Source organism: Streptococcus panodentis (assembly GCF_017884005.1).
Lineage (GTDB): Bacteria > Bacillota > Bacilli > Lactobacillales > Streptococcaceae > Streptococcus > Streptococcus panodentis.
The window spans coordinates 24,444-37,542 of record NZ_QFAY01000028.1; the positions used below are offsets into that span (position 1 = coordinate 24,444).

At 47.5% G+C, this 13,099-nt stretch carries 11 protein-coding genes; 10 read left to right on the forward strand and 1 reads right to left on the reverse strand.

Going from position 1 to position 13,099, the window contains the following annotated elements:
* The first annotated feature begins 6 nt into the window (after positions 1 to 6).
* Both DHL47_RS11270 and DHL47_RS11275 read left to right on the forward strand, forming a co-directional pair.
* Positions 7 to 891 carry an ROK family protein gene (locus DHL47_RS11270; protein WP_209551948.1) on the forward strand — a complete coding sequence of 295 codons (885 nt, stop codon included), beginning with the start codon at positions 7 to 9 and terminating at the stop codon, positions 889 to 891.
* Positions 870 to 2,750 (forward strand): beta-N-acetylhexosaminidase, encoded by a 1,881-nt coding sequence (locus DHL47_RS11275; protein ID WP_209551949.1) that lies wholly within the window; start codon positions 870 to 872, stop codon positions 2,748 to 2,750. Before DHL47_RS11270 ends, DHL47_RS11275 begins: the two co-directional genes overlap by 22 nt.
* Positions 2,751 to 2,940: 190 nt before the next feature.
* On the opposite strand, the gene DHL47_RS11280 is transcribed toward DHL47_RS11275, so the two are convergent.
* Entirely contained in the window at positions 2,941 to 3,408 is a 468-nt protein-coding gene (locus DHL47_RS11280; RefSeq protein WP_209551950.1) for a GNAT family N-acetyltransferase, read from the reverse strand.
* A gap of 371 nt (positions 3,409 to 3,779) precedes the next feature.
* Between DHL47_RS11280 and DHL47_RS11285 the strand changes: the two genes are divergently transcribed.
* From DHL47_RS11285 to DHL47_RS11320, 8 genes are all read left to right on the forward strand, one after another.
* Entirely contained in the window at positions 3,780 to 4,664 is an 885-nt protein-coding gene (locus DHL47_RS11285) for an HAD hydrolase family protein (protein ID WP_209551951.1), read from the forward strand.
* Positions 4,665 to 5,073: 409 nt separating this feature from the next.
* Positions 5,074 to 5,994, forward strand: a complete 921-nt coding sequence (locus DHL47_RS11290) for an ABC transporter permease (RefSeq protein WP_209551952.1) — start codon at positions 5,074 to 5,076, stop codon at positions 5,992 to 5,994.
* Positions 5,995 to 6,007: 13 nt separating this feature from the next.
* Entirely contained in the window at positions 6,008 to 6,940 is a 933-nt protein-coding gene (locus tag DHL47_RS11295) for a carbohydrate ABC transporter permease (protein WP_128836701.1), read from the forward strand.
* A gap of 69 nt (positions 6,941 to 7,009) precedes the next feature.
* The gene (locus DHL47_RS11300; protein WP_128836700.1) at positions 7,010 to 8,491 is read left to right on the forward strand and encodes an ABC transporter substrate-binding protein; all 1,482 of its coding nucleotides are present in this window, start codon (positions 7,010 to 7,012) and stop codon (positions 8,489 to 8,491) included.
* 182 nt (positions 8,492 to 8,673) lie between these two features.
* Entirely contained in the window at positions 8,674 to 9,294 is a 621-nt protein-coding gene (locus DHL47_RS11305; RefSeq protein WP_209551953.1) for a DUF624 domain-containing protein, read from the forward strand.
* Positions 9,291 to 10,934 (forward strand): sensor histidine kinase, encoded by a 1,644-nt coding sequence (locus DHL47_RS11310; protein WP_209551954.1) that lies wholly within the window; start codon positions 9,291 to 9,293, stop codon positions 10,932 to 10,934. Before DHL47_RS11305 ends, DHL47_RS11310 begins: the two co-directional genes overlap by 4 nt.
* A gap of 12 nt (positions 10,935 to 10,946) precedes the next feature.
* Entirely contained in the window at positions 10,947 to 12,230 is a 1,284-nt protein-coding gene (locus DHL47_RS11315; protein ID WP_209551955.1) for a response regulator transcription factor, read from the forward strand.
* 435 nt (positions 12,231 to 12,665) lie between these two features.
* The coding region (locus tag DHL47_RS11320; protein WP_209551956.1) for an ABC transporter ATP-binding protein at positions 12,666 to 13,099 on the forward strand (434 nt) is incomplete at its 3' end.

Consider the following 13,099-nt stretch of genomic DNA (forward strand, 5'->3'; position numbering starts at 1 on the left):
GTATTTATGGTCATTGCGACAGTAGACATAGGCGGGACAGGCGTTCAGTTTGCTGCTATGTCAAAAGAAGGAAAGATACTGGAAAAAAGAGAAATAGCAACTCCCGCTTGTTTAGAGGAGCTGCTGACTTGGCTGGACAGCTGTCTGTCAGCCGGAGACTATGAAGGGCTTGCCATGAGCGTTCCCGGAGCGGTCGACCGCCGGACGGGCATCATTGGCGGTATCAGCGCGGTGCCTTACATTCATGGCTTTTCCTGGTATGAAAAGCTGGCTGCTTATGGCCTGCCAGTCCATCTGGAAAATGACGCCAACTGTGTCGGTTTGAGCGAACTGCTGGCCCATCCTGAACTTGAAAATGCGGCCTGTGCAGTCATTGGCACAGGGATTGGCGGAGCCTTGATTGTCAATGGCCGGCTGCACCGCGGCCGGCATGGTCTGGGCGGCGAGTTTGGCTATATGCTCCTGTCAGAACCAGCTGAAAGTCTGGGCAACTGGTCTCTTTTAGCGTCGACCGGCAGCCTGGTGCGCTCTGTTCAAGCCAGCACGGGCTCATCAGACTGGGATGGCAGAAAAATCTACCAAGCAGCCGCTGCAGGAGATGAAATCTGCCAAGCGGCTATTGGGGAAATGAACCGTCAGCTGGCCAAGGGCTTGCTCAATATCCAATATCTCTTTGATCCAGACCGGATCAGTCTAGGCGGCTCTATCAGCCAAAACCCTGATTTTATCAAGGGTGTGCAAGAGGCTGTCGCTGCCTATGTCGACCGTTACGAAGAATATACACTCGCACCGAAGATTGCAGCCTGCACTTATCAGGCAGAGGCCAATCTCTACGGCGCCCTTGTCAACTGGCTGCAGGAGGAAGAACAATGGCCGCATTTTCAGGCTTGACACCCAAACAAAAAAAAGCAGTTGCCCGCTTAGAGGAACGCCTGCATCTGGGGGATATTGAAATTGCTGTCTCCCAGTCTGCTCAGCCGGCTCTTACGGTCAATGGCCGAGCTGGACACTACCAAGTGACCTATCAGCAGCCCCACCAGCTCTATCGCGGCTTGGCGCTTTTAGCTGCGGCGCTCAAGGAAGGAGATGCAGCAGCGATCGAAGAAAGAGCGGCCTATGATCAGCTGGCTTATATGGCCGACTGCTCCCGCAATGCGGTTTTAAATCTGGCCTCTGCCAAGGACCTGATCGAGGTCTTGGCGCTGATGGGTTACTCGACCTTTGAGCTCTATATGGAAGACACCTATGAGATTGAGGATCAGCCTTATTTTGGCTATTTCAGGGGCCGCTATACAGCAGCGGAATTACAGGAAATTGAAGCCTATGCAGAGAGCTTTGACATGACCTTTGTCCCCTGCATCCAGACCTTGGCGCACCTGTCGGCCTTTGTCAAATGGGGGGTTAAGGAAGTGCAGGAACTCCGTGATGTGGAGGATATTCTGCTGATTGGCGAGGAAAAGGTCTACCAGCTGATTGAAGGCATGTTTCAGACCTTGGCCAAACTCCGCACCCGTAAGGTCAATATCGGCATGGACGAAGCTCACTTAGTTGGCTTGGGCCGCTACCTGATTTTGAATGGCATGGCTGACCGGAGCATTCTCATGTGCCAGCATTTGGAGCGGGTGCTGGATATTGCAGATCAGTATGGCTTTCATTGCCAAATGTGGAGCGATATGTTTTTCAAACTCATGTCAGCAGATGGTCAATACGACCGGGAAATCGAAATTCCCCAAGAAACCCGCGCTTATCTGGAGCGCTTAAAAGACCATGTGACTCTGGTATACTGGGATTACTATCAGGACAGTCAGGAAAAATACGACCGCAACTTTCGTAACCACCGCAGAATCAGCGATAATCTGGCTTTTGCCGGCGGCGCCTGGAAATGGATTGGCTTTACGCCTCATAATCACTTCAGCCGCCTCATTGCCCTTGAGGCCAACAAATCCTGCCGCCAGAATGGCATCAAGGAAGTCATCGTGACGGGCTGGGGCGACAACGGCGGAGAAACAGCGCAATTTTCTATCCTGCCGGCTCTGCAAATCTGGGCTGAGCTGGCTTATCGGAATAGCTTAGACCGGCTGAACCAGCATTTCCTCATCAGTACCGAAGTGGCCTTCGATGACTTTATGCAGGTGGATCTGGCTAATCTCCTGCCGGATCTGCCAGATAATCTCAGCGGTATCAATCCGAACCGCTATGTGCTCTATCAAGATATTCTCTGTCCGCTCTTGGATTCGCATATCCATCCGGAGCAGGACCGGCTTCATTTTGCAGCATCCGCCCAGCATCTGGCTCAAATAGCTCCGAAAACAGGGGCTTATCGCTACCTTTTTGAAACGCAGGCTCAGCTGAATCGAGTGCTGGCCCTGAAAGCAGGTATCGGCCGCATGATTCGCTCGGCCTATCAAGAAGATCGAAGAGCCGACCTAGAAAAAATTGCCAGAGAAGATCTGGAAGAGATTTATCAAGAGACAGAGCGCTTTGCTGATCTCTTTAGCCAGCAATGGCTCAAGGAAAATAAAGTCTTCGGTCTTGATACGGTGGACATCCGCCTGGGCGGCCTCCTGCAGCGGATCCGGCGGGCGCAGGAACGCCTGCTGCAGTATGCGGCTGGTCAGGTCCAGCAGCTGGAAGAGTTAGAAGTGGAACTGCTGCCATTTACAGATTTCTATAAAGACCGAGAGTTCACTGCAACGACAGCTAACCAATGGCATACCATTGCCACCGCTTCAACAATTTATACAACTTGATCAATGTTTAAAAGGCTGGGACACTTTTATACGGTATCTTATCAAAGATACTCCCCTCTGCGGGTGAGGGCGCAGTCATCATGGGAGTCTTATACAGTATCTTCCCAAAGATACATCCCTCTGTGGGTGAGGACGCAGCCATCATGGGAGTCTGTCCCACCGCCTTTTAATAAGCTTAGGCGGCAGCGGCTTACAGGAGTTTCTCCATCACTGTTTCCTGCGGCCGCAGGCCTTGGCGTTCATAGAAACGCAGGGCGCCGGCATTGTCATTCCAGACATTGAGGGTCAGGTTGTGGCAGCCAATCTGGCGGGCAAAATCCTCCGCAAAACCGTAGAGCTGTTCACCAATCCTCTGTCCGCGGGCTTTTTCATCCACGCAGAGATCTTCGATAAAGAGGGTCCTGATAGGATTGAGGACTGGGCTGTCCGGCTCTTTGATGGTGCAAAAGAGATGCCCCAATAGCTGGCCTTTTTCATCTTCATAGACAAAGATTGGTGTATTCTCCTGAGACAGCAGCTTTTCCAGCTCCTGAGGGCTGTACTTGCTGCCCTGACTCTTAAAAATATCGGGCCGTGCCTGGTGGTGAACCAGCAGGATCTGCTGCAAAAACTGACTTAAAACGGGTATATCTGCCGGATTGGCTTTTCGGATTGGCATCATTTCTCCTTTATGTTTGGCTGGTGGATTTCGGGAAATACAGTCTTTCAGTCTATCGTCTTGAAATAAGAAAATGATAAGCAGCGAGCTGCTCAAAGAGGCTTATACGGTATCTTCCAAAAGATTCATCCCTCTGTGGGTGAGGACACAGCCATCATGGGAGTCTGCCCCACCGCCTTTGAGGTGGCAGATAAAGAGGCAATAAAAGATAAACTAAACGGCTATATCAGATTACAGTCTATTATAGGGCTGCTAGACTTTTTTGTCAAAATTTTTGAAAAAAATTCCATTTTCCTCTTGACATGGAACGCGTTTCATAGATTAGAATGAAATCAAGCTAGCGAACCAAGTCAAGAAAAGAGGACAACACGATGGCAATTAAGCGGATTTTTACAGATATGGACGGAACCTTGCTCAATTCGCAGGGGCGGGTTTCAGCGGATAATGCTCAGGCTGTTCGGGCCTCAGAGATACCTGTCACGCTGGTATCTGCACGGGCACCCATGGAAATGAAGGAAGCGATAGAAGCGCTGGACCTGACTGGACCGCAGGTGGCCTTTAACGGCGGCTTGATTTATGAGATGGAGGAGGGCAGGGTTCACCCGCTGCATACGGACATTATCCCCAAGCAGACAGTGCAGCTGCTGCTTAAGAGCATTCGCCGGGCCTTCCCAGAAGTCAGTCTCTCTTATTATGATCTGACTCACTGGTATTGTGATACAATAGATAAAGGAATCCGCTTTGAATATGATCTGACCCGTCAGGCACCGACCTTGGTTAATGATTCTGACCGATTTTTGCTCGGTCAGGACAATACTTTCAAGATTATGCTCCTGTCTTTTGAGGAAGAAGAAATGCAGGATTTGCTTTTTACCCGGACTGGCCAAAGGAGCCCTACCTATCGCAGTATCATGGCAGCCTACAGAGAGGTTTATGGAGAGGCTGTGCCTGTCACGGTTTTAGAAGGCATTGCGACAGAGGAGGATGGCTACGAGGCAGCCAAGAAATTAGCCAGAGAACGCAATCTGGACTGTATTTTTGCCAACGGTGACGATGTAGCAGCGGGCATTTTCCGTTATTATCAGCAGCAGCCCCTGCCTTTTCTATGCGGGCAGGAAAACCAGCTGACCAGCCAGCTGCTGGGCATTTCGACCATTGACCACAAGTCCTATGATTTGGGACGCGAGTGTTTCCGTCAGGCTATTTCCGATGAAAGACGGACGCTTGTCCTGCAGTCGGAGTTTATTGAGAGATAAGAAAAGCTGATAAGCAGGGGCAGCCCTTGTTTATCAGCTTTTTTTGTCTCCGACAATCTCTTCAAACCGCGTCAGGCACCGCCTTGCCCTGCTTTTGAGACTTCCTAGCGGAAGCTTTATCTGCCGCCTCAAAACCTCCACTGGAGCTTTTGACACTTCCTAGCGGAAGCTTTATCTGCCACCTCAAAACCTCCACTGGAGCTTTTGAGCAGCTCGCTGCCCTATCGTCCTGTATATTAAGCGATAGGCTGAGAGTGGGACAGACTCATTACTAAATGCAAAGGAAAAGATGATAATGAAATAATTTGTAGAATTTTTTCTATAATTAGGAGTTTAATCACCGACAGAAAAAGGCTTATAATAAAAGTGTGAAACCGGTACCATTACAAAAAAAGAAAGGGAGATCTGAATGCACAAATTCATAAAAACTTTAAAAGATAATATCATCTTTTTCCTCATGGTTCTGCCCGGTGTGATATGGTTTATCCTGTTTTTCTACATACCGGTTTTGGGCAATGTGGTAGCGTTTAAAAATTTCAAACTGAGCAGCGAAGGCTTTATCCACAGTGTGATGACCAGCAAGTGGGTCGGGCTGGATAATTTCAAGTTCCTTTTTAATTCCAAGGATGCTTTCACCATTACGAGAAATACCATTCTTTACAATGGCGGCTTCATCATTCTGGGGCTGATTTTTTCGGTCGGGATTGCCATCATCTTCAGTGAGCTTCGCTCCAAGAAGATGGTCAAAATCTACCAGACGACCATGCTTTTTCCCTATTTCCTCTCATGGGTCATCATCAGCTTCTTTGTTGATGCTTTCCTAAACCCAGGAAAGGGGCTGCTGAATCATCTGCTGCAGAATCCTAATATTAACTTTTATACCGTTCTTTCCTTCTGGCCGGCCTTTATTCTTTTTATCGGGATTTGGAAAGGTCTGGGTTACAGCAGCATTCTCTATTATGCCAGCATCATGGGAATTGATCCGACCTATTATGAAGCCGCGACAGTTGACGGTGCGACGAAGTGGCAGCGGATTCGCAATATCACCCTGCCGTCTCTCGCCTCTCTCATCACTGTCCTGACGATTCTGGCTGTCGGAAATATCTTCCGGGCAGATTTTGGGCTCTTCTTTACAGTGCCGCATGATTCAGGCTCTCTCTACAGTGTGACCAATGTTTTGGATACCTATGTTTACCGAGGTCTTACAGGGACCGGCGACATCGGGATGGCATCAGCGGCCGGCCTGTACCAGTCCATTGTCGGCTGTATTCTTGTAATCGTCAGCAACCTGATTGTCCGCAGAATCGATAAAGAATCCGCTCTGTTCTAGGAAGGAGGAACGCATGAAATCAAAGAAAATTCACAAGGAAAAAGTTGATAATGTGGGGATTCACTCCTTCAATAAGAAAGCCGATTTCTTCTTTAACATACTGATTGCGATGTTCTCGCTTTCCTGTATCCTGCCTTTCTTCTTTGTTATAATTATTTCTCTGACAGATGAAAGCAGCTTGATCCACAATGGCTTTGCTTTTTGGCCTTCCCAGTTCAGCTTTGCAGGCTATGAATTTCTATTGTCGCTGAAAGACAAACTCTTACAGTCTCTCTTTATAACGGTCTTTATCACAGCCGTCGGAACCACCCTCAATGTCTTTTTCACAACGACTTATGCCTATGCCATCTCCCGCAGAAGCTTCAAATACAGACGCTTCTTTACCCTATTTGCCATGGCCAGCATGCTCTTTCAGGCCGGGATGATTCCGACTTATATTGTCATGACCAATCTTTTGGGTCTGGGCGATACGGTATTGGCTCTGATTCTTCCTTTGCTCCTCAGTCCCTTTAATATCATTTTGATGCGGACCTTTTTCAAGCGGACCATTCCGGAAGCCATTATTGAGTCGGCTAAGATTGACGGAGCCAGTGAGACGCGGATTTTTTTCCAAATCTGCTTGCCCCTGTCCTTGCCGGGCATTGCCACCATTACTCTCTTTACGGCCCTTGCCTACTGGAATGACTGGTTCAATGCCTTGCTTTATATCCGCAGTGACAATCTGGTTCCCCTTCAGTATCTTCTGATGAAAATCCAGCAAAATATGGATTATCTCTCCAAGAGTGCCGGAGCCAGTGTCCAGCTGGCCGGTCTGACAGGCTCATTGCCCAAAGAGTCAGGCCGCATGGCTATGGTCGTGATTGCGACCCTGCCCATTGCCTGTGTCTATCCGTTCTTCCAGCGCTACTTTGTCAAGGGACTGACCATTGGCGGCGTGAAAGAGTGAGAGACCGAAAGCAGTTTTGACTGCTGCCCTTTATCATATCATGTAAATCATTTAAAAGGAGATCTTCCTATGAAAAATTGGAAAAAATATGCTTTAGCTTCTGCCAGTCTATTGGCCCTGTCAGCGGCTCTTGCGGGCTGCGGCAGCCTTACAGGAGACAACCAAAAGTCTTCCAAGACAGATGACGGCAAAACTGTGATCAAGATGTATCAAATTGGTGATAAACCAGACAATCTTGACACATTGCTGGAAAATGCCAACAAGATTATCGGTGATAAAATCGATGCCAAGCTTGACATCGAATACATCGGCTGGGGGGATTACGAGCAAAAGATGAATGTCATTACTTCATCAGGTGAAAACTATGACATTGCCTATGCGCAAAACTATGTCATCAATGCTCAAAAAGGCGCCTATGCTGATTTGACAGACCTTTATAAGAAGGAAGGAAAGGAACTTTACGATTCCCTTGATCCTGCCTATATCAAAGGAAATACTGTCAACGGCAAGATTTATGCTGTGCCGGTCAATGCCAATGTGACTTCTTCTCAAAACTTTGCCTTTAACGGTCCGCTCCTTGAAAAATATGGCATCAGTGATATTTCAAACATTCACTCTTATCAGGATTTGGAACCGGTTTTGAAAACTGCCAAAGAAAAAGATCCGAAGGTTGTGCCATTTGCCATTGGCAAGAACTTTATTCCTTCTGACAATTTTGACTATCCTGTGACCAACGGCCTTCCGTTTGTGATTGACCTTGAAGGCGATACGACTAAGATTGTCAACCGTTACGAGGTGCCGCGTTTCTTGGAAAGCTTAAGAACCATCCATAAATATTATGATGCAGGCTATATTCCAAAAGATGTCGCAACCAGTGACACAGCCTATCAGCTGTCTGAGGATACCTGGCTGGTCCGTGAAGAAACTGTAGGGCCTGCTGACTATGGCAATAGCTTGCTTTCACGTGTTGCCAACCGCACCATTGAAATCAGTCAGCTGACTAAAAATTACAAGAAGAGTCAGACCACTCAAGTAGCCAACTTTGTTATTTCCAATAATTCTAAAAACAAAGAAAAGTCAATGGAGCTGCTGACCCTGCTCAACACCAACCCCGAACTGCTGAACGGCCTTGTCTATGGTCCAGAAGGTGAAAACTGGGAAAAAGTTGAAGGCAAGGAAAATCGGGTCCGTACTCTGAAAGGCTATAACGGCAATACCCACATGTCCGGCTGGAACACTGGCAACAACTGGATTCTTTATATCAATGAAAATGTAACCGATCAGCAGATTGAAGATTCTAAGAAAGTTCTTGCAGAAGCACCGGAATCACCGGCTCTTGGCTTTAACTTTAACGTAGATCCTGTCAAAGCAGAAGTATCCAGCGTTACAAATACGATGAAAGAATACGACACAGCTATCAATACTGGTACGGTTGATCCTGATGTTGAAATTCCTAAAATGATGGAAAAACTGAAATCAGAAGGCGCTTATGATAAAGTGCTGCAGGAAATGCAAAAACAATATGATGAATTCCTTGCGGCTAAGAAATAAGCAGAACTGGAATCCTCCTCAGCTGAACTGAGGGGGATTTCATACTCTTCGAAAATCAATATCAGGCCTAATCATGAAGCTGACATGCGGGCATAAGGTTCTGAAAAATTTTTGAAAACGATTAAAATATGATATAATCGTTTAATATGTTAGATTGTTTTGTAAAGAAAAAGGAGTGAAAGATGGGCAAACTGATTGAAATACTATTTCAACGGCTCTATATGGCCATGATGGCTTCGGCTGTTTTTTGGCTGCTGGCTTTATGCGGCGGTCTGATTTTAGGTCTGGCTCCGGCCGGGACAGTCTTAATGACGCTCTTTCAGCAGTATCGTTATGATTATAAGGAGTATCACTGGCGGGAAGCCTGGTCCTTGTTTAAAGAAAATTTTATCAGTGCCAATCAGGTTTTTTACAGCTTTTTCTTAGCAGAAAGCCTGCTGCTTTACGGTATTTATCTGCTGGTGCAGCTGCCTCGGCAAAGCATTTTTTATCTCCTGCTGACGATTCTGAATCTGCTTTTTCTGCTGGCTGCGCCCTTGGCCTATGCGGTCTATCTGAAGCTGCAGGTCTATTTTGAGCTGTCGTATAAAAATCGAATCAAACTGTCCCTGATTGGTATTTTTCTCACTATTTCGGCTATGCTGAAATTATCGCTGGGCACAGCTTTGCTGCTGCTTGCCGGCTATTATATGCCGGCCCTGCTCTTTTTTGTATTTGTCGGTCTTTGGCATTTTTTTGCCAGTGATATTCTGGAGCCGGTATATCAAACAGTTCAGTCTAAATTGGTAGCAAAAGAAAAATGAAAAAATTCTGGTTGCATTCTTTATTAAAGTCTTATGCCATCATTATGGTTGTGATTATCGGCTGTTTAGGGCTGATTCTTTCTTATGCGGAATGGCAGGGAAAAAATCAGGAAGCAGAGCGCATTTCCCAGCGGGCAGCCAGCCGGCTGGCTGATGAGGTGGACTATTACAACCGCCGTTCCAATCAGCTGGCCCAAAGTTTGGTTGAGAATCAGGCCAAGCTGGAGGGAGTCTATAAATATTTTGCTCTCAGTCCGGCAGACTATGCCAGCTGGCGCCTGTCAGACAGCGTGCCGGATTATGTTCAGGTGTCTCTGCATCAGAATATCAATGATATTTATGTTGAAAATGATTTTATCAAAGGGATTGACATTGCCCTCAATGATTATAAAACAGTCTTTGTTTCGACGAGAGATGCCAGAGGCGGCAAACAGCTGCCTGCAGAAGATTACAAGCCGGCTGCCACTGCCTTTCCTGTCGCTGTTTATGATAAGACTGCCGATCAGAACATCGGGACGGTCTATGTGACCGTTGACGAAGCTATTTTTGCCAATGTATTGGACAATGTCCGGGGAAAGCTGCCTTTGGCCGTCAGACTTTGGTCGCCTTATGGGAAAGAAATGCTGCATTTTGGTGATGGGCAGTCAGTCAGAGAGGCTCGATGGATTAGGAAGGAGACCGTCTATAATTATGTCATACAGGTCGCCCTCCCAGCTTCCTATCTGATGGACAGCGCGATTTCCAGCACCAGTCTGATTATTATCTCCGGTCTCATTTTAGTCCTGCTTCTTTACCTGATTTTGCAGAGGATTTTTTTAAATTACCAAAGGCAGGTCGCCGATATTGTAGAGACGATTCAGGCTATTGCACAAGGGGAAAACGAGAAGCGGATTGCTACAGCAACCAAAGAGCAGGAGCTGCTCCTGATTGCAGCCAATACCAATACGATGCTGGACAGTCTGGACAAGAACATCCGGGATATTTATCGCCTGGAGCTCAGCCAGAAGGATGCCAATATGCGGGCTCTGCAGGCTCAGATCAATCCCCATTTCATGTACAATACCTTGGAATTTATCCGCATGTATGCAGTTATGCAGAGTCAGGAAGAATTGGCTGATATTATTTATGAATTCAGCAGTTTGCTGAGGAATAATATCTCAGATGAGATGCAGACAACACTGGAAAAAGAGCTGGAATTCTGCCGTAAATACAGTTATCTCTGCATGGTCCGCCATCCTAAGTCGGTTGCTTATGGCTTTAAGATGGATCAGGGGCTGGAAGGCCTGCAGCTGCCTAAGTTCAGCCTGCAGCCCTTGGTGGAAAACTATTTTGCCCATGGCATTGACTACCGCCGTCAGGATAATGTAATCAGTGTCAAAGCGCTGAAGAAAGACGGTGCTGTCCAGCTGCTGATTGAGGACAATGGGCGCGGCATGACAGCTGAAAAGCTGGCTCAGATTCGGCAGATGCTAGCGAGCCGCCAGCAGGATGATTCTGAAAAAAGAGAGAGCAGAAAATCAATCGGAATCATAAATGTTCACGAACGCCTCTTGCTCTTTTTCGGCGACCGTTATCATATTCAGATCGAGTCACAGGAAAATCAAGGAGTCCGTTATAGGATAGAAATACAGGATGAATAGAGAAAGGACAGGATGTACAAGGTATTATTAGTTGATGATGAGTATATGATTACAGAAGGGCTTAAGGTACTGATTCCCTTTGAAAAGTGGAAGATGGAGGTTGTGCAGACAGCCAATGATGCGGAAGCGGCTCTGGAATACATCAAAAACCACAGCGTTGACTTGGTCATTACAGATGTCAACATGCCGGGGATGAACGGTCTGGAGATGATTGCTCAGATGAAGGCTTCTCTGCCTCGGGCAGCTTTTATCATTCTGTCGGGTTATCAGGAGTTTGACTATGTCAAAACAGCCCTCAATCTGCAGGTGGCGGACTATCTGGTTAAGCCTGTCAATAAGCTGGAACTGGCGGCCCTGTTGGAAAAGCTGTCCAAGAACTTTGAGCAGTCTTCCGATCAGCAGCTGGAAAGAGTTTTTCAGGATGAAAGCGAGGAGGAGGACATTGCCAGTTTGCTGGAGGGAAAGGAAAGGCTTTGGCTGGGGGCGGATGTTGTTCCCAAGGGTTTCTCCTCTGCTCCCTATCGTGTCTTGGACCGAACGCTTTATCTCTTCCTTTCCAGTCAGAGGGGAGGGGCTGTTTACCAGGAGGAATTTGCTGCCCCCTACAAGAAGCAGCTGCAGTCTTTTAAGGTCAATCTGGAAAAAAGTCTCTTCTACGGCACAGTCAGCCTGCAGGAGACAGATCCGCTTTTCAGCTATTATGAGCCGGTCTATCGGGTGATTATTCAGGGCAATATCGCACAGATTTTGGAAGAGTTGGATTTGTTGGAAGACATCGTCCTGCGGAGTACGCCTAAAGTCTCTATCACCAAGCAGCTCTTTATCCAGTTCATCATGGATGTTTATCATCTTTTTGAGCATTTGAAGCCGGAAGACATCACAGCCATTATCAGAGAAATTGATGGAATGAACAGCTTTGACAGTCTGTTGGTCTATATCAAGCTGCAGCTGTCCGGTTTGTTTGATCAATACCGCATGAATGAAAATGTAGCTAGCGTTCTGGAAGTGATTGGCCGAGACTATCAAAAGGAACTGTCCTTGAAAGACATCAGTCAAGAGCTCTATATCAATTCGGTCTATCTAGGCCAGTTAATCAAGCGAGAAACCAATTCCACCTTTGCTGAGCTCCTGAACAAACAGAGAATCAAGGCTGCCCAGCAGCTGCTTTTGTCAACGAATGACAGTATTGAAGATGTTTGCTATGCGGTCGGTTACAGCAATGTTGGCTATTTCTATAAGGTTTTCCGCAAACTCTGCGGCAAGTCGCCTAAAGCTTATCGCAGGCAGATGGATTAGCAGCTTCTGTCTCAGCTGGATGGACCGCCGGGGCGGCAATGCTAAAAAAAGTAGAAAAAAAGATATAGAAGGGTCAGTGCAAAAAGGCCTGACCGGTGCTATAATCGGAGAAAGAGGTGCAGACGAGGGGAGCGGAGTTCCCGGCTTCGGAGCTTTTCGGAGTCTGAAAGACGAACGATGCAGACACATCTTAAGGGATGCTTGATCTGCAAGCTGAAACAGTCCGCTGGACGATTTCAGCAGTCCGCTGCCGCCTTAAGAGTTTTTGCAGAAGAAAGCGAGACTGAAACCCTTTTGTTTCAGCCTCTGACAGTACTGGCGTCAAGCGGATGAGTCTGTGCCGCCCTCACCCCCTCGGGCTGTTAGAGCAAGCCGAGCTAACAAAGTAATAAAAAATAAAGCAAATGACTATAACACACATAAGGAGAAAGAAGTATGGTCGAACTCAATCTGAAAAACATTTACAAAAAATATCCCAACAGCGAACACTACTCGGTGGAGGATTTCAATCTGGATATTAAGGACAAGGAGTTTATCGTCTTTGTCGGCCCTTCCGGCTGCGGCAAGTCGACCACCCTGCGCATGATTGCGGGGCTGGAGGACATCACTGAGGGGACGGCCTCCATCGACGGCAAAGTGGTCAATGATGTGGCGCCCAAGGACCGGGACATCGCCATGGTCTTCCAGAACTACGCCCTCTATCCTCACATGACCGTCTATGACAATATGGCCTTCGGTCTCAAGCTGCGCAAGTACAGCAAGGAGGACATTGACAGACGGGTCAGCGAGGCGGCGGAAATCCTGGGTCTCAAGGAATTTCTCAGCCGCAAGCCGGCGGACCTGTCCGGCGGCCAGCGCCAGCGGGTGGC

Coding starts and splice junctions, on each gene's coding strand:
- DHL47_RS11305 (WP_209551953.1), top strand. CDS start 8,674: ATGGGCAAACTGATTGAAATACTATTTCAACGGCTCTATATGGCCATG.
- DHL47_RS11280 (WP_209551950.1), bottom strand. CDS start 3,408: ATGCCAATCCGAAAAGCCAATCCGGCAGATATACCCGTTTTAAGTCAG.
- DHL47_RS11285 (WP_209551951.1), top strand. CDS start 3,780: ATGGCAATTAAGCGGATTTTTACAGATATGGACGGAACCTTGCTCAAT.
- DHL47_RS11290 (WP_209551952.1), top strand. CDS start 5,074: ATGCACAAATTCATAAAAACTTTAAAAGATAATATCATCTTTTTCCTC.
- DHL47_RS11300 (WP_128836700.1), top strand. CDS start 7,010: ATGAAAAATTGGAAAAAATATGCTTTAGCTTCTGCCAGTCTATTGGCC.
- DHL47_RS11275 (WP_209551949.1), top strand. CDS start 870: ATGGCCGCATTTTCAGGCTTGACACCCAAACAAAAAAAAGCAGTTGCC.
- DHL47_RS11310 (WP_209551954.1), top strand. CDS start 9,291: ATGAAAAAATTCTGGTTGCATTCTTTATTAAAGTCTTATGCCATCATT.
- DHL47_RS11295 (WP_128836701.1), top strand. CDS start 6,008: ATGAAATCAAAGAAAATTCACAAGGAAAAAGTTGATAATGTGGGGATT.
- DHL47_RS11270 (WP_209551948.1), top strand. CDS start 7: ATGGTCATTGCGACAGTAGACATAGGCGGGACAGGCGTTCAGTTTGCT.
- DHL47_RS11315 (WP_209551955.1), top strand. CDS start 10,947: ATGTACAAGGTATTATTAGTTGATGATGAGTATATGATTACAGAAGGG.